The 16,224-nt window shown below is 64.8% G+C and carries 11 protein-coding genes; 7 read left to right on the top strand and 4 right to left on the bottom strand.

Annotated features, from left to right (window positions below; translation table 11 throughout):
- The 3 genes from hemB to hemL all read left to right on the top strand — a co-directional run.
- A partial coding sequence (gene hemB / locus PSET11_RS07860; RefSeq protein WP_203415935.1) for a porphobilinogen synthase occupies positions 1-964 on the top strand: 964 nt, incomplete at its 5' end.
- Positions 961-2,070 (top strand): LLM class flavin-dependent oxidoreductase, encoded by a 1,110-nt coding sequence (locus PSET11_RS07855; RefSeq protein WP_124091555.1) that lies wholly within the window; start codon positions 961-963, stop codon positions 2,068-2,070. The genes hemB and PSET11_RS07855, both read left to right, overlap by 4 nt.
- Before the next feature lie 26 nt (positions 2,071-2,096).
- On the top strand, positions 2,097-3,428 hold the full coding sequence (gene hemL, locus PSET11_RS07850) for a glutamate-1-semialdehyde 2,1-aminomutase (RefSeq protein ID WP_124091554.1): 1,332 nt from the start codon (positions 2,097-2,099) through the stop codon (positions 3,426-3,428).
- 82 nt (positions 3,429-3,510) lie between these two features.
- Here the strand turns inward: hemL and PSET11_RS07845 are convergent, their stop codons facing one another.
- The 4 genes from PSET11_RS07845 to PSET11_RS07830 form a co-directional block, all read right to left on the bottom strand.
- Positions 3,511-4,248: an amino acid ABC transporter ATP-binding protein gene (locus PSET11_RS07845; protein WP_124091553.1), complete on the bottom strand. Its 738-nt coding sequence runs from the start codon at positions 4,246-4,248 to the stop codon at positions 3,511-3,513.
- Positions 4,245-5,009, bottom strand: a complete 765-nt coding sequence (locus PSET11_RS07840) for an amino acid ABC transporter permease (RefSeq protein WP_124091552.1) — start codon at positions 5,007-5,009, stop codon at positions 4,245-4,247. The genes PSET11_RS07845 and PSET11_RS07840 overlap by 4 nt, the downstream gene beginning before the upstream one ends.
- Before the next feature lie 33 nt (positions 5,010-5,042).
- Positions 5,043-5,993: an ABC transporter substrate-binding protein gene (locus PSET11_RS07835; RefSeq protein WP_124091551.1), complete on the bottom strand. Its 951-nt coding sequence runs from the start codon at positions 5,991-5,993 to the stop codon at positions 5,043-5,045.
- Positions 5,994-6,336: 343 nt separating this feature from the next.
- Positions 6,337-7,047, bottom strand: coding sequence for a 3'-5' exonuclease (locus PSET11_RS07830; protein ID WP_124091550.1), 711 nt, complete (start codon positions 7,045-7,047; stop codon positions 6,337-6,339).
- 63 nt (positions 7,048-7,110) lie between these two features.
- Between PSET11_RS07830 and PSET11_RS07825 the strand changes: the two genes are divergently transcribed.
- The 4 genes from PSET11_RS07825 (at position 7,111) to PSET11_RS07810 (ending at position 16,117) form a co-directional block, all read left to right on the top strand.
- Positions 7,111-7,527, top strand: a complete 417-nt coding sequence (locus PSET11_RS07825) for an MGMT family protein (RefSeq protein WP_124091549.1) — start codon at positions 7,111-7,113, stop codon at positions 7,525-7,527.
- Between the two features lie 14 nt (positions 7,528-7,541).
- Complete coding sequence (locus PSET11_RS07820; RefSeq protein WP_124091557.1) at positions 7,542-10,868, top strand: ATP-dependent helicase; 3,327 nt, start codon at positions 7,542-7,544, stop codon at positions 10,866-10,868.
- Positions 10,865-14,446 carry an ATP-dependent helicase gene (locus PSET11_RS07815; protein WP_124091548.1) on the top strand — a complete coding sequence of 1,194 codons (3,582 nt, stop codon included), beginning with the start codon at positions 10,865-10,867 and terminating at the stop codon, positions 14,444-14,446. The genes PSET11_RS07820 and PSET11_RS07815 overlap by 4 nt, the downstream gene beginning before the upstream one ends.
- 426 nt (positions 14,447-14,872) lie before the next feature.
- Positions 14,873-16,117, top strand: a complete 1,245-nt coding sequence (locus tag PSET11_RS07810; protein WP_124091547.1) for an acyl-CoA dehydrogenase family protein — start codon at positions 14,873-14,875, stop codon at positions 16,115-16,117.
- Positions 16,118-16,224: the final 107 nt, after the last annotated feature.

The raw sequence follows: 16,224 nt of genomic DNA, 5'->3' as shown, positions 1-16,224 counted from the left end.
CCCCCGTCGCCTCCGCACCACCCCCGCCATGCGGCGCCTCACTGCTGAAACCCGGATCGGTGCCGCTGATCTGATCTTGCCGGCGTTCATCCGTGAAGGGCTCACCGAACCGAATCCCATCGTGTCCATGCCGGGCGTCCTGCAGCACACCACCGATTCCCTGCGCCGCGCTGCCGCGGAGGCTGTGGAACTGGGCCTTGGCGGGATCATGCTGTTCGGGATCCCCGAAGTCCGTGACGCCGTCGGCTCCGCCTCCCTGGACCCGGATGGGGTCCTGAACAAAGCGATCCGGGACGTCCGCGCTGAAGTCGGTGATGATCTGGTCATCATGTCTGATGTCTGCCTCGACGAGTTCACCGATCACGGACACTGCGGGGTGCTCGACGCCGAAGGCTATGTGGACAACGACCGCACCGTTGAGATCTACGCCAAGATGGCTGTGGCGCAGGCAGACGCGGGGGCGCACATGCTGGGCCCGTCCGGCATGATGGACGGCCAGATCGCCGCCATCCGTACCGCCCTGGACGCGGCCGGGCACACCAACACTTCCGTGGTGGCGTACTCGGCCAAGTATGCGTCCGCTTTCTACGGCCCGTTCCGCGAAGCTGTTGACTCCCAGCTGAAGGGGGACCGGCGCACGTACCAGATGGACGCCGGAAACCGCACGGAGGCGCTGCGTGAAGTGGAACTGGACCTGGCTGAAGGCGCGGACGTGGTCATGGTCAAACCTGCCATGAGCTACCTGGATATCCTCGCCGACGTTGCAGCCATGAGTCCGGTGCCCGTCGCCGCCTATCAAATCTCCGGCGAGTACGCCATGATCGAGGCAGCCGCCGCCAACGGGTGGATCGACAGGAAGGCGGCCATTATGGAGTCTGTCTTGGGGATCCGGCGCGCAGGTGCGGACATGGTCCTGACCTACTGGGCTGCAGAGCTTGCCGGTTGGCTCAAGGACGTCCGGTGACCACCGCGGGCCAGGATGCTGCCGGTACGGCTGGCAGCCCGCCTTGGCCCGACCCTACGGCTCCCGTCGGTCGGGAACGGCTGCTCCTGGGCCTGAATACCTTCGGTGACGTTGGCCTGAACCCGGACGGCAGCCAACAACACCATGCCCAGGCCCTCCGCCAACTGCTGGAACAGGCGGAACTGGCAGACGCCGTCGGCCTTCACGCGTTTGGGGTGGGGGAGCATCACCGAAAGGACTTCGCCGTCTCGGCACCAGAAGTATTTCTGGCGGCCGCCGCGGCGCGTACCCAGCGGATCCGGCTCGGGTCCGCGGTGACGGTATTGAGCTCGGACGATCCCATCCGGGTTTTCCAGCGGTTTGCCACCTTGGACGCGCTCTCCAGCGGCCGGGCGGAAGTCATGCTGGGGCGCGGCTCATTCATCGAGTCCTTCCCCCTCTTTGGCCTCGATATTGAGGACTACGACGTTCTCTTCGAGGAAAAGCTCGAACTCTTTGACAAGGTCCGGGCGCAAAGACCCGTGCACTGGGAAGGAAGGACCCGGGCAGCGCTGCACGGGCTGAGCGTCTACCCGCCCGTGGAACACCACCTGCTGCCCGCGTGGATCGGAGTAGGTGGTACGCCAGAGTCAGTCCTGCGCTGCGCTGAATACGGCTACCCGATCATTTTTGCCATCATTGGTGGCCAGCCGGCTGCCTTCGCACCGCTGGTGGATCTCTACCGCGAGGCCCTGCACAAGCACGGTCATCCACCGCAGCAGGTAGCGATCCATTCGCCTGGATATGTTGCCGAGACGGACCGGGCCGCCAAGGAGGAGTTCTACCCGCACTGGCTGACCCTCCGGAACAGGCTGGGCGCCGAACGCGGCTGGGGGCCGGCCAGCCGCTCCGAGTTTGACGCGCAGTGCGCTCCGGATGGTGCCCTCTATGTGGGCTCGCCGGAGACGGTTGCCCGGAAGATCGAGCAGCTTAAGGACACTCTCGGGGTGGACCGGTTCGACCTCAAATACAGTTTCGGGCCCCTGCCGCACGCTGCCATGATGCGGTGTATTGACCTCTTTGGTACGGCGGTGGCGCCACGTGTGGCGGAACTGCTGGCCAACTGACCTTTTTGACCTGAGAGAATATGACAATGACTGCCAGCAACCTCCGTAACGAGGAACTTTTTGACCGCGCCCGCCAGCTCATGCCCGGTGGGGTCAACTCGCCGGTCCGGGCTTTTGGGTCAGTGGGCGGCACACCCCGCTTCGTCGTTTCCGCAAAGGGACCATACCTGACGGACGCGGACGGCAAGGAATACGTCGACCTGGTGTGCTCCTGGGGCCCAGCCCTGTTGGGCCACGCCCATCCGGCCGTGCTGGACGCCGTGCACACCGCCGTCGACCGCGGGCTGTCCTTCGGCGCGTCCACCCCTGATGAGGCGAACCTGGCCTCGATCGTGCAGGAACGGGTGCCGGCCGCCGAGCGGATCCGGATGGTCTCCACAGGGACCGAAGCGACCATGACAGCTGTCCGGCTGGCGCGCGGGTTCACCGGCCGGAACCTGATCATCAAGTTTGCGGGCTGCTACCACGGACACCTCGATGGCTTGCTGGCTGCCGCCGGATCGGGGCTGGCCACGCTGGCGCTGCCCGGGTCTGCCGGCGTCACTGCGGCCACCGCTGCCGAGACACTGGTGCTGCCGTACAACGATCTTGCGGCCGTTGAAGCAGCCTTCGCCCAGCACGGCGAGAACATCGCAGCTGTGATTACAGAAGCTGCGCCCGCCAACATGGGTGTAGTCACCCCGGCCAAGGGCTTCAACCTTGGCCTGTCCCGGATCACGCAGCAATATGGTGCGCTGCTGATCGTGGACGAGGTCCTCACCGGCTTCCGGACCGGCTATTCGGGCTACTGGGGCCTGACTGGCGGCGCCCTCGATGCCGACGAGCCGTGGACCCCTGACCTGCTCACCTTCGGCAAGGTCATTGGCGGCGGCATGCCCACGGCTGCGCTGGGCGGCCGGGCGGACGTGATGGAATACCTCGCCCCGCTGGGCCCTGTCTACCAGGCAGGGACGCTGTCCGGGAACCCGGTAGCCATGGCTGCCGGCGTGGCCACGCTGACGCACGCCACCCGGGATGTGTACTCCTACATCGATGTTCGATCCCTGGAACTGTCGTCAGCGCTTTCCGGTGCCCTCGACGCCGCAGGCGTTGACCACTCCATCCAGTTCGCCGGAAACCTCTTCTCGGTGGCTTTCGGAACCAGCGCCAACGGCGTCCACAACTACGCGGACGCCCAGGGCCAGGAAACCTTCCGGTACGCGCCGTTCTTCCACTCCATGCTGGACTCCGGGGTCTACCTGCCGCCGTCCGTTTTCGAGGCCTGGTTCCTTTCAGCCGCGCACGACGACGCCGCGATGGACAGGGTCTACAGCGCACTCCCGGCGGCGGCCAGGGCAGCCGCGGCAGCGCAGGAATAGCCCGCACCCCGCGGGAGGCATTAACGCCAAAAATCCCCGGCCGCCTTTTCGGTGACCGGGGATTTTTTGTGGGCTCGAGGAGTTACAGAACGTCCGAGAGAAAGCCCTTGAGCCGGTCCGTTGCCGGACTGGTGAAGATCTGTTCGGGCGGACCCGACTCCACCACCACACCGGCGTCCATGAACGTCACGGTGTCAGAGACGTTGCGGGAGAAGCCCATTTCGTGCGTGACCACAACCATGGTCATCCCGCCCTTGGCGAGGTCTGTCATGAGCGCCAAAACGCCCTTGACGAGTTCCGGGTCGAGGGCTGATGTTGCCTCATCGAAGAACATCACTTCTGGCTTCATGGCCAACGCGCGGGCAATTGCCACCCGTTGCTGCTGGCCACCCGAGAGGTTTGCCGGGCGAACGTCGGCTTTGTGCTTCAGTCCCACCAGCTCCAGTTGCGCCAGTGCCTCCTCGCGGGCCTGATCCTTGGAGACCTTGCGGAGTTTCTGGAGCGCCAGCGAAACATTCTGCACCACCGTCTTGTGCGGGAACAGGTTGAACTGCTGGAACACCATGCCAATTCGACGTCGGAGCTCGTCCGGATTGTCCTTCAGGACGGACCGGCCGTCCAGCAGGATGTCGCCCTGGTCCGGTTCGATCAGCCGGTTCATCACCCGGAGCAGGGTGGACTTGCCGGAGCCTGAAGGGCCGATCACCGAAGCGGTGGTGCCCTTTTCGACGTGCAGGTCGATGCCGCGGAGGACATGGTTGCTGCCGAAGGAAAGGTGCAGGTTCCTGCCGGTCAGTGTGCCGGACGTGAACTCGCTCATGCCTGGGCCCCCTTGCCGATCGATGCTGCCAATTCGTCCGGTTCACGCTTCTCCGGCTTGCCGGTACGGAGCCGATTATCGATGAAGTTCACCAGGTGGGTGAGCGGAATGGTCATGGCCAGGTAAAAGATGGCTGCTGCTACATAGGGGGACAAGTTCCCGCTGCGGGCTGCAGCGTCCTGGCCGATCTGAAACAGTTCGCGTTCGGTGGCCAGCAGGCCCAGGGTGAAGACAAGCGACGAATCCTTGATCAGTGCAATGAACTGGTTCATGAGCGCAGGAAGCACCCTGCGGATACCCTGCGGCACCACCACCAAGCGCATCGAGGGGCCGTAGCCGAAGCCCAGTGCCCTCGAAGCCTCCAACTGTCCCTTGTCCACGCTTTGGATACCAGACCGGAAAATCTCTCCAGCGTAGGCTGCCGCCATGAGGGACAAGGCCGCGATACCCATGGGGTAGGGGCTGTTACTCCCCGTGATTTCGCGGTAGATGGGGCCAAAGCCCAACCCGATCACCAAGATGGTGAGAACGGCAGGCAGGCCACGGAAAACGTCCGTGTAAGCCCGCGCCGCCCACCGTGCTATGGGGTTGCGTGAGATGCCCATGAGGGCCAGCACCAGTCCGAAGAAGGCACCGATCACTCCCGAGGCAAGGGCCAGCAGCAGCGTATTTGGCAGGCCCACCGTAAACATGCTGGGCAGGACTGCGGCGATCTGTTCCCAGTCGAGGAACGTCTCGCCGAGACGTGTCAGGTAATCCATAAAGGGTCGCTATCTTTCCTGGGCTGCGGAATGCTAGTTTGCGCCGACCTTGACGGCCTTGCTGCCTGGCTTCCAACCCTCAGGAGTCTGCTCGGCAGCCGTCTTGCGGTCGGTGTACCACTGGGACGTCTGCTTGCTCCACGTGCCATCGGCGATGATAGCGTCCAAGGCAGAGTTCAGCGCTTCAAGAAGGGCCGGGTTGTCCTTGGACACCGCGTAGGCAGTGAAGTTCTGCGTGTTGAGCTTCTTCTCGGCGATTTTGGTGCCGTCGCCTTCCTTGACCTGACCCGTGGCCTGCTGGGACGGTGCTACCCAAGCATCAACCTGGCCACTCTTCAAGCTGGCAAAGACGGTGTTGTAGTCAGGAAACGCTACCGGATCAAGGTTCAGGGTGTTCTTGACGTAGTCTTCCTGCACGCTGCCGCTGACGACGCCAATGCGGAGTCCGCTCTTAAGATCGGCGAACGTCTGGGCCTTGGCGTCTTCTTTAGTCACCAATGCCATGTAGCCGAAATCGTAACCATTGGTGAAGGCGACAGTTTCGCGGCGTGCGTCGGTCGTGGAAATCGAGGAGGAGCCAACATCAAACTGCTGGTTCTTGACCTGGCTGAGCAGGGCCTGGAACTTTGTTGAGGCAAACTCAACCTTGAGGCCAAGCTTCTCGCCCATGGCGCGAAGAAGCTCATTGTCATAGCCAGTGAAATTGCCCGAAGGGTCAATGAAGATGTTGGGCGGGGCGTCGGAGAGCGTTCCCACGCGGAGGGTGCCATCGGTGATGAGGCCCAGCTTGGTCTTGTCGATCTTGTCGATCGGAGTGACGTCTGCGGTGGTGTACTTGTCCAGCGTCTGCTGGTCGCTGCCGGCGAGGGCATCCGTGGGGGAGCCGCTGGGCGTGGCGGATCCGGTGCCGCAGGCGGCGAGGGATACTGCCAGGGCCAGGGCAACAGGAGCGGCGGTAAGCCACTTCATGGCTTTGAAGCTCATCAGGTCTCACTTTCATTGAGTCAGAAGTCAACCGTGCTGCCAAGCTGCTTGCGGTGGTGCCTGGCACCTGACCGTCGCTGATCAAGCGCTAGCGGGCAGGGGTCATCCAAAAACTTAATTGTTGCATCCTTACCAAATCGGCCAGGAACATGAAGAAAGCGAAACAAAACCCGATTTATCTCGAATTAAGTTTGCCAATCCGCAGTCGAAGTACTCTAACGTGGTGGGCGCTTGCTAGATCCTCCGAAGTATCGGCGGCGGGAGATGCTGCGTTCGGTTAAGCAGTGTGACTGTGACGTGCCTCGCACTAGGCCCGCCGAGGGTGTCATCCTCTGGAAAGTGGTCAGAATCCGCCGACGGTAGCGTCCTGCGGGGGGAGGACTGGCCAGTCGCCCTCGATGACTGCAGCGGGTTTGGTTTTGCGCAGGTAGCCCTGGAAGTCGGCGGCCTGGCTTTCGGCCCAGTCCTTCTGGAGTTGATGGAGTTTGCTGGCGGGCATGGAGAGTTTGGGGAACTTTCCCGCCATGGCGTCCAGAACGCGCAAGGTGGCCAGCGCATCCGCTGCCGAGGTGTGCGCGTCGTCCAGAACCACGCCATATTCTTCACACAGCGCGGTCAACGTGCGTTTGCCCTTGCGGTACCTGTCCACCTGCTTGTTCATGATGTACGGGTCAAGCACCGGGAATCGGGTCAGCTGCGGAATGCCGTAGCGGGCAGATTCGGCGGCCAGAACCGTGAAGTCGTAACTGGCGTTGAAGGCAATGACCGGCGTGCCGGCGTCGAACAGCTCCTGCAGGACGGATGCCAATTCCTTGGTGACCTCCGCCGCGGGACGGCCCTCGCGCTGCGCCCGCTCCGTGGTGACTCCATGAATATCGCTCGCCTCCGTGGGAATCTCGACGCCGGGGTCGGCAAGCCACTCATGTTCGGCAATCACGCTGCCATGGTGGTCCACCACTGTCACCGATGCGGTGACGATCCTGGCCGCGCGGGAATTCCGGCCAGTGGTTTCGAGGTCAAAGGCGGCGCGGGGGAGGGTGTTCCAGGTGCTCATGATTCAACGCTAACGGGGAGCACCGACAAATCCCGGGAGCGCCACTGCCGCTACATTGGATCCATGCGGATGGAGTACGTGGAGGCTGTCTTGACGGTCGCGCAGCTGGTGCCAGCCGGCTCTGCGGTGTCCTACGGCGACGTAGCTGAACTATTGGGTGCCGGCGGACCACGACAGGTGGGATCGGTGCTCAGCCACTACGGCAGCACCGTCCCCTGGTGGCGGATCCTCAAGTCCAACGGGCAGGCACCTGAGGGCCATGAAGCGGACGCGCTGCGCCACTATCTGCAGGAGGACACCCCATTGTTGGGGTCGCACCAGGCCTACCTGCTCACCGGAGATGGACGCTGGCGGGTGGACCTGACTGCCGCCCGTTGGGCGCCCACCGATCCGGAATTTGATCAGATCGACGTGGTAGCCGAGCTGCTGGAGCGTCAGTTGCATCGATTGTCAGTGGCTGATGATGGAATGTCTGTGTGAGCATAACCATCCCCCTGACTGGACCCCTCGACGCGACTCGGAGCGATTCTGACCCGTGGCCAGCGCCCGGTCTGGCCGGACTGCGGCTGCTCGCCCCCAGGAGGGTGCATGCCACCATCCCCACGCTGTCAGCTGACCAGCTTGCCGCCGTGGACGTTCAGCAAGGATCCGGTCCCGTCCTGGTCCCGGGAGCACCCGGATCCGGGAAGACCACCGTGTTGGTGGAGGCGGCCATCCGCCGGGTGCAACGCGATGGAGTCGATCCGGAACGGATGCTCATCCTGGCGCCAAGCAGGCTGGCAGCCGACGCCTTGCGCGATCGATTCACCGCCCGCCTGGATCGGAGCCTCAGCACCACTCCCGCTCGAACGTGGGCGTCCTACGCTTTTGACGTCATCCGCCGCGCCAAGGTGGCAGGCATCCTGCCGCTGAGCCGGCCGCCCAGATTGCTCTCAGGTCCGGAGCAGGACCTCATCATCAAGGAACTCCTTGAAGGGCATGCCCTGCCCGGGCTGGAGCTGGAATGGCCGGAAGACCTGGCTGCCGCACTCCAGACCCGGGGTTTCCGCCAGGAAGTACGCCAGCTGTTTGACCGGATCATCGAGTCGGGACGGACGGCCCAAGATTTGTCAGATCTGGCGCAAGAGTGCGGCAGGCCTGACTGGGTTGCGGCGGCCCAGCTTTACGCCGAGTACCGCGATGTCTTGGACCTCAGGATGCCAGAGGCCTTCGACCCTGCTGGGATCATCACCGCAGCGCGTCAGGTCTTTCAGGACGCGCCTGAGTTCCTGGCTGCGGAACGGGAGCGCCTTCAATTGATCTTGGTCGATGACGTCCAGGAAGCCAACCCGGCAGTCTTCGAGCTGTTGGCTGACATCGCAGCGGGCAAGGACTGCTTCATCACTTCGTCCCCTGACACCGTGGTCCAAGGATTCCGTGGCGCCCGCCCCGACCTGGTGGCGGAACTTCCCCGACTCCTCTCGCCCACTGGGCAGGTGGTGGAGCTGCCCCTTGGCCATGCCCATCGGCAGACATCAGCGTTGGCAGCGGCATGGCTGGACGTGGCTGGGCGCATCTCGGTCCGGGCTGGTGGCCAGTTGTCCCGCCAGCTGGCACCGCTGGACCCGGAAGATCCTTCGGGACCAACGCCGCAGCGAGCCGCAGCGGGGATCGTTGAAGCGCACCTGGTTCCCTCCCCGGTGCATGAGCTGCGATACCTCGCTCAGCGCATCCTTGACCAGCACATCAACCGTGGGCGCGACCTCGCGGACATCGGGGTGATCGTCCGCAACGGCGGCCAGGTGAGCGAAATCCAGCGGTACCTGTCCGGCCAAGGCATTCCGGTGCGCGTTTCAGTGGCCGAATCGGCGGTCCGGGATGAGGTAGCTGTCCGGCCGCTTCTTGATGCCTTTGCCATCGCCCTGGACCCGGACCTGCTGACACCCGAATCCGCCGTCGCACTCCTGACCTCACGCGTGGGTGGCGCCAACTCGATCGAGCTCCGCCGCCTTCGGCAGTCGCTGCGACGCGAAGAACTCCTCGGTGGCGGGGGCCGCAGCAGCGACGCCTTGCTGGTTGAAGCGCTGCTGACTCCCGGCGCGCTGGTGACCTTGGGGATCGAAGGCCGCGCAGCCCGCCGGACCGCCCGCATGCTCCAGGCGGGCAGGCAGGCAGCCAGCCAGCCGGGCGCCAACGCGGAAACGGTCCTCTGGGCGTTGTGGAACTCGACGGGGCTTGCGGCCTACTGGACAGAGACAGCCCTTGCCGGTGGCCAGCCCGGCGTTCGCGCGGATCGGGACCTCGATGCCATGATGGCGCTGTTCCACACCGCTGAGCGGTACGTAGACCAAGTCCCCGGTGCCGGTCCGGAGCAGTTCCTCGAGTACCTGCTCAACCAGGAACTGCCCATGGACACCCTGGCAGCCCGAGCCCAGGTGGACGATGCCGTGGAGATCATGACACCAGCCAGTGCCGCGGGCCGGGAGTGGCCGGTGGTCATGATCGCTGGCCTCCAGGAAGGCGTCTGGCCCAACACCAGGCTCCGGGGTGAGCTGCTCGGCAGCACGCTCTACACCGACGCCGTAGAGCACGGCGCCGCCTACGCGCTGGCCAGAGACTCCCTCAGTCGGCTCCGGGACATCCGCTACGACGAGCTCCGCAGCTTTTCCTCGGCAGTCTCCCGAGCCCGCGAGATCCTCATCTGCACGGCGGTTTCCTCCGAAGACGAGCAGCCGTCGTCGTTCCTTGACTATGTGGCACCGCTGGGGACAGACCAGGGCGGCCGGCCGTTCACGCAGGTGGAACGGCCCATGAGCCTGCGCGCACTGGTTGCGGAACTCCGCCAGTACGCCCAGGACAATAACCGGGGGGACGCCGCACCCAACGCGTCAGCCGGTGAAGCCGCCCGGGTCCTGGCCCACCTGGCCGCAGCCCAGCCCACGGTGCCCGGCGCCCACCCGGATTCATGGTGGGGGCTTGCGGCGTCTACGTCGGTGGCGCCGGTGGTGCCGCCCGGCGGGACTGTCTATGTCTCGCCGTCCAAAGTGGAAACGGTGCAGAAGTCCCGGTTGGACTGGTTTGTGCAGGCCGCGGGGGGCGAAGCGGCAACGGATTTCGCCCGCAGCCTCGGCACCCTGGTCCACGCGATCGCGCAGGAACTGCCGGACGCCTCCGGATCCGAGTACGTTGCCGAACTGGTCAAGCGCTGGCCAACCTTGGGCATGCAGGATAACTGGGAGGGCAAACTCGACTTCCAACGGGCTGAAGCCATGGTCCGAAAACTTGCCCAGTACGTTCTGGTCATGCGTGCTGACGGGCGCAGCCTCGTCGGTGTGGAACAGGACTTTGCCGTGCCGCTCCCCACCGTCGAGGTGGCGCCGGACCAGCCCCGCGAGGCAATTCTGCGCGGCCAAGTGGACCGGCTCGAAATAGACAGCCACGGCCGGTTGGTCGTGGTCGACCTGAAAACGGGCAAGCGCCAACCCAGCAAGGACGACCTGGCGCGACATCCGCAGCTGGGCGCCTACCAGGCAGCCGTACTGGCGGGTGGCTTTGCTGCCGGATCTACAGGAAAAGCGGACGACGTCGGCCCGCACCAACCCGGCGGTGCCGTCCTTGTCCAGCTGGGCACCACCGCCAAGTCCCCGGCAGTGCAGCAACAGGAGCCCGTGGAACCGGGCGAGAACTGGGCCCTGGACATGGTCAAGGAGGCGGCGGCGCTGATGGGTGGAAACGAGTTCGAAGCCCGCCACGATCCGTCGAGGAGCAGCCACGGCGGACACGGCTGCCGGCTGCCCGAGATCTGCCCGCTGTGCAGCCGGGGCCGGCAGGTGACCGAATGAGCCACGTGGTATCCGCCGCTGAGATTCTATTCAGCCCGCAGGAGTTGGCTGGTCTGCTGGGGGAGAAGAACCTGCCCACAGCGGAGCAGGCAGCCATCATCTCCTCGCCGTTGACGCCGCGGCTGGTCATCGCCGGCGCGGGGTCGGGCAAGACCGCCACCATGGCGGACCGGGTGGTCTGGCTGGTAGCCAACGGTCTGGTCCGGCCAGAGGAAGTGCTGGGGGTGACCTTCACCCGGAAGGCTGCGGGTGAGCTGGCCTCGCGGATCCGCGCCAAACTGGTGGCCCTGCAACGGGTGGCCAGCCTGGACAGGGATCACCAGATCTTTCCAGCGGGCCTGCTCAGCGCCGACGCGTTGGAACCCAAAGTGTCCACGTACCACTCGTTCGCCAGCGGCATCGTTTCGGACTACGGGCTCCGGCTCGGCGTGGAACGGGACGTGGTGCTGCTGGGGGGAGCCCAGACCTGGCAACTGGCCAGCCAGGTCGTCGAGGCCTACGACGGCGACTATGAGCATTTCAGCTCCGCTAAATCCACCCTGGTCAAGGCCGTCATCCAACTGGCCGGTGAATGCGCCGAGCACCTGCAGGAGCCGGCGGATGTTCAGGCCTGGCTCATGGAACGGGTTGCCGACTTTGCAGCGCTTCCGTACCAGGCCGGGAAGAAAAAGAACTCCACCCAGGCTGCCGAAGGCCTGGCTGGTATGCTGCGGACCCGGGCCAGCGTAGCGGACATGGTGAGCCGCTACGCTGACGCCAAACGCGCCCGCGGTGCCCTTGATTTCGGTGACCTCGTGGCGCTCGCGGCAAAAGTGGCGCAGGATGTCCCCTTGGCTGCCAATATGGAGCGGCAGCGGTACAAGGTGGTGCTCCTGGACGAGTTCCAAGACACGTCGTACGCCCAACTGGTGTTGTTTTCGCGGCTGTTTGGCGGCGGCCATGCGGTGACGGCCGTGGGCGATCCGAACCAGTCCATTTACGGATTCCGTGGCGCCTCAGCCGGGCAGCTTTTCCACTTTGTCAGGGAATTCCCCGTGCGTCAGCGCACGCTGGACGGGCAGGATAGCTGGGCGCCGGCGCCCACGTCCTACCTCACCACCGCATGGCGGAATGGCAAGTCGATTCTCGCCGCCGCCAACGTCATGTCCGGATCCTTGCTCCGCTCCGCGGCTATGAGTGGTCCTGCCGGCAGCGCAGGCCTGACAGTCGAAGCCGGCGACCAGCGCAGCCCTAACAAGGCGATGCCGGACGTGCCCCCGTTGCAGCCCAGCCCCGCCGCCGTGCAGGGCAAGGTGGTCATGGGCCGATTTGGCAGCGATGCCGACGAAGCCGTGGCCATCGCCGAGGATGTCAGCACCTACCGCGTTACTGATTTCGAGCTGGCCCAGGACGGCACCCCGGTGTCGCCCGCGCTGGCAGTCCTGTGCCGGCGTCGTGCGCAGATGGAGGCGGTCCGTCGCCAATTCGAGGCGCGTGGCATCCCTTACGAAATTGTGGGCCTGGGTGGCTTGTTGGACACTCCCGAGATAGTGGACCTCGTGGCCACGCTTCGAGTCCTTGCCGATCCCGGCCGGTCGGATTCTTTGATGCGTCTGCTGGCCGGCGCTCGGTGGCGGCTGGGGCCTGCTGACCTGATGGCTTTGCGTGACTGGTCGGCTCAACTGGCGGCCCGGCGAGGGCGGGCCGCTGAGGCGCCCGATGCTGCACAAGGTGCACCGGATCCGGCAGGGACTCAGGCCGGTAATGAGGCTACGGCCGCCGCCGACGCCATCCGGGAAAGCGACCTTACCGACGGCGCGAGCCTGGTTGAGGCCTTGGACTGGCTACCCAGGGACGACTGGACGTCAGCGAATGGTCGATCCCTCAGCCCGGCAGCCCGGCAGCGATTGGGACGCCTGGCGACTGAATTGCGCCATCTGCGCGGCTACCTTGGCGATGACCTGACCACCCTTTTGGGGGAGGTGGAGCGGGCCATGCTGCTGGATATCGAGGTGGCTGCGCGCCCCGGCATCACCATCCACCAGGCGCGCCGAAACCTGGACGCCTTCCAGGACGCAGCAGCCGGGTTCCTGCGGACGGCCCATCGGGTGGACATCATGGCGTTCCTGGCGTGGCTGGAGGCAGCCTCTGCGGAGGAGAACGGGTTGGAGGCACCCGCCAGCGACGTCAACCGCGAAGCGGTCCAGTTGCTGACAGTGCATGCCTCCAAAGGCCTCGAATGGGACGTGGTTTTCGTGCCCGGCTTGAACGCCGGAGCTTTCCCCAGCGACCGCGATTCCCGCTGGAGCAGTGGCTCGGCGGCTTTGCCCTGGCCGTTGCGCGGTGATCGTGCCGATCTTCCACAATGGGACCTCGACCAACCAGATCAGAAGGGCTGGCTGGACGCCGAAAAGGAATTCAAGAGCGCGGTCCAGGCGCATGGCGAGCTTGAAGAGCGTCGGCTTGCGTACGTGGCCTACACCCGGGCGAAACACGTTTTGTGGGTATCCAGCGCAGCCTGGGTGGGCCCGCGGGCGGGTCAGGCAGCCATGTCGCCGTTCCTGGCCGAGCTTGAGCCACTGGTGAGAACTGTGGACACCTCAGGCACACCGCAAGCGGTGGTGCACGCTAAGTCGATCGCCGAGGACGCCTTGCCTGTGACCAGTCCGTTGACCCAGGACCTGGAGGTGGCCAGCTGGCCCTACGATCCGCTCGAGGGTCCAGTGGACCCGCGCACAGGGGAGCGTCTCCGGCTCTCGCCAGGCCGGCGGGAGACGATGCAGGCGGCTGCGGCACGTGTTCTTGCCCTCATGCCGGCTGTGACCGCGGGGGAACGGCTGACCCCGGCCGAAGATGGCAGCCGGGATCAGGCGGGTGCAGCCAGCACTGCCGGTGCAGCCAGCAAAGCCAGCCCGGCCCGCGCGGGAAAGAACTGGGCCCGCGAGGCTGCGCTGCTGTTGGAACGCCGGGCCAGAAGGTCCCGCGGCCAGGACGTTCATCTGCCCAGTCACATTTCCGCCTCAACCATGGTGGACCTGAGTGATGATCCCACAGCCGTGCTGAGCCGACTTCGCCGCCCGGTTCCCCGCGAACCGGGAATGTCTGCGCGGAAGGGCACCGCGTTCCATGCCTGGGTGGAGGAGTACTTTGGCACACCGGGAATGCTCGACTTGGGTGAAGCGCCGGGCTCAGACGAGCACATCGACGCCGCCTATGACCTCGAATCGATGGTCGCCACGTTCAAGGATTCGCCCTGGGCGCAGCGATCCCCGGCGTTTATTGAGGTGCCGGTGGAGACCAAGGTGGGGGACGTGGTGGTCCGTGGCCGGATCGACGCAGTCTTCCAGGATGCCGACGGGCGCTGGGACCTGGTGGATTGGAAGACTGGGCGCCGGCCATCGGGTGCCAATCTACGCACCCGCGCTGTCCAGCTGGCGGTGTACCGGTTGGCGTGGGCGCGCCTCAAGCAGGTGCCGCTGGAGGACGTGCGCGCAGCATTTTTTTACGTTGCCGACAACCAGGTGGTGCGCCCGCATGATCTCGCCAGCGCAGCGCAGCTTGAGCAGATGGTCAGTAGCGCTTTGACCCAGCCAGGCTGACCTGGCTCCACAAAACCGAACGGTATACCGCACGTGGCTTGGCGAGGGCTGTTGCCGCGCAGCGTGTTAACCCTGGTGTGCGGCACCCCGCCAGGGCCGCAACTTTTGTGACTCCGCGGGTCGCTTGCGGGCACAGATTGCGTCGAACGTCGGTGGAATTCGGACTTCCTACTTCATGCTCCGTCACCGGGATTAGCAGGGCGTCATTCACTCTGTGGCCGCCCTGGGCCAGATGTACTGTCGGTGCATATCCGGGTGGAACAACCGCTGTTTGCTCTTGAAATCTCGCGAGCAAACAGCGCAAAGCCCATGCCGTGCAGGCGAGCAGGAACTGCGTCCCGCGGCGCCCTGATGAAACCTCCGCGGCGCCGCCAGCCGCCGGTATCGCGCAGTCAGCACCACCACAACCCATCGGAAGGAACGAACATGACAGTCACGGATTCCATAGCGACAGGTCTCGCAGATCGATGGCGGGACGTAGATGTTCCGCAAAGCAGCAGTGGGTGGGTCGCGCGGGCGCAGGAAGTCGCCGACATCCTGGCAGTCGACGCCGTGGAACGCGATCGCGCGAACGCGACTCCTCACGCAGAGGTTCAGCTCCTCAAGGACTCCGGTCTGGTGACGCTGCTCGGACCCCGCGAACATGGCGGGGCGGGCGAGAGTTGGGATACTGCGTACAAAGTTATCCGCGCCGTAGCCCGCGGCGATGGTTCGATCGGTCAGGTGCTCGGCTACCACTACCTCTGGGCATGGGCAGCTCGTCTTGTCGCAACTGACGATCAGATTGCCGCCGTCGAGGAGCTCTACACCAGCAACAGGTACGTCTTCGGGGGCGCCGTCAACCCACGCGATTCGGACCTCACCATCCGTGAAGAAGGCGAGGATCTCGTCTACTCAGGGCACAAGTCGTTCTCGACCGGCGGGCAGATCTCTGACCTCACCGTGCTTGAAGGTGTCCTGGAGGGGACACAAACCCATATCTTCGCTATCGTTCCCACTGCTCAAGATGGCATCATTTTTGCCGACGATTGGGACAGCCTCGGCCAGCGTCTCACCGAATCCGGCTCGGTCGAGATCCGTGACGTTCGCGTCCCTTGGGCCGCGGCCGCGGGATTCGTCAAAAAGCAGTTCCAACCGCTGGTCTACAACACCCTGAACGTCCCAGCGATCCAGCTCGTCTTCGCGAACTTCTACCTCGGCATCGCGCAGGGCGCCCTCGAGACCGCCTCCGCCTACACCCGCACCACAACACGCCCGTGGCCGTACGGCGGCGACAACAAGCAGCACGCCAGCGAAGAGTGGTACCTCCTCGAGGGTTACGGCGAGCTGCAATCCAAACTATGGGCCGATGAAGCACTTCTTGACGCTGCTGGCGCGGAGATCAGCGACGTGCTTCACGCTCCCCGCGAGGAACTCACCGAGCGCCGCCGCGGAGAGATCGCGGTGCGCATTGCTGCAGGAAAGTTCCGCATCGTTGACGATGGCCTGGAGATTGCCACGAAGGTCTACGAACTCACGGGCGCCCGCGCTTCCGCAAGCACCGTTGGCCTCGACATCTTCTGGCGCAACCTCCGCACCCACAGCCTTCACGATCCCATCGCCTACAAAAAGCGCGAAGTCGGAGAGTTCGTGCTGCTCAACCAGGTCCCGGAACCCAGCTGGTACACCTGATACGCACCACCATGGGTCCACGAAACCCAAGATAAGGCTCAGGGCCGTACCCGTAGGTTCTCCTACTGGCGCGGCCCTGCGTCGTCTCCTTGGCACCCGGCTTGGCC

Origin of the sequence: Arthrobacter ulcerisalmonis (assembly GCF_900609065.1) — a bacterium.
Taxonomy (GTDB): domain Bacteria; phylum Actinomycetota; class Actinomycetes; order Actinomycetales; family Micrococcaceae; genus Arthrobacter; species Arthrobacter ulcerisalmonis.
This window is presented reverse-complemented; position numbering and strand designations above follow the sequence as displayed.

Excerpts from the sequence above, each read along its gene's own strand:
- hemL (WP_124091554.1), top strand. The coding sequence starts at position 2,097 with ATGACTGCCAGCAACCTCCGTAACGAGGAACTTTTTGACCGCGCCCGC.
- PSET11_RS07845 (WP_124091553.1), bottom strand. The coding sequence starts at position 4,248 with ATGAGCGAGTTCACGTCCGGCACACTGACCGGCAGGAACCTGCACCTT.
- PSET11_RS07840 (WP_124091552.1), bottom strand. The coding sequence starts at position 5,009 with ATGGATTACCTGACACGTCTCGGCGAGACGTTCCTCGACTGGGAACAG.
- PSET11_RS07835 (WP_124091551.1), bottom strand. The coding sequence starts at position 5,993 with ATGAGCTTCAAAGCCATGAAGTGGCTTACCGCCGCTCCTGTTGCCCTG.
- PSET11_RS07830 (WP_124091550.1), bottom strand. The coding sequence starts at position 7,047 with ATGAGCACCTGGAACACCCTCCCCCGCGCCGCCTTTGACCTCGAAACC.
- PSET11_RS07825 (WP_124091549.1), top strand. The coding sequence starts at position 7,111 with ATGCGGATGGAGTACGTGGAGGCTGTCTTGACGGTCGCGCAGCTGGTG.
- PSET11_RS07815 (WP_124091548.1), top strand. The coding sequence starts at position 10,865 with ATGAGCCACGTGGTATCCGCCGCTGAGATTCTATTCAGCCCGCAGGAG.
- PSET11_RS07810 (WP_124091547.1), top strand. The coding sequence starts at position 14,873 with ATGACAGTCACGGATTCCATAGCGACAGGTCTCGCAGATCGATGGCGG.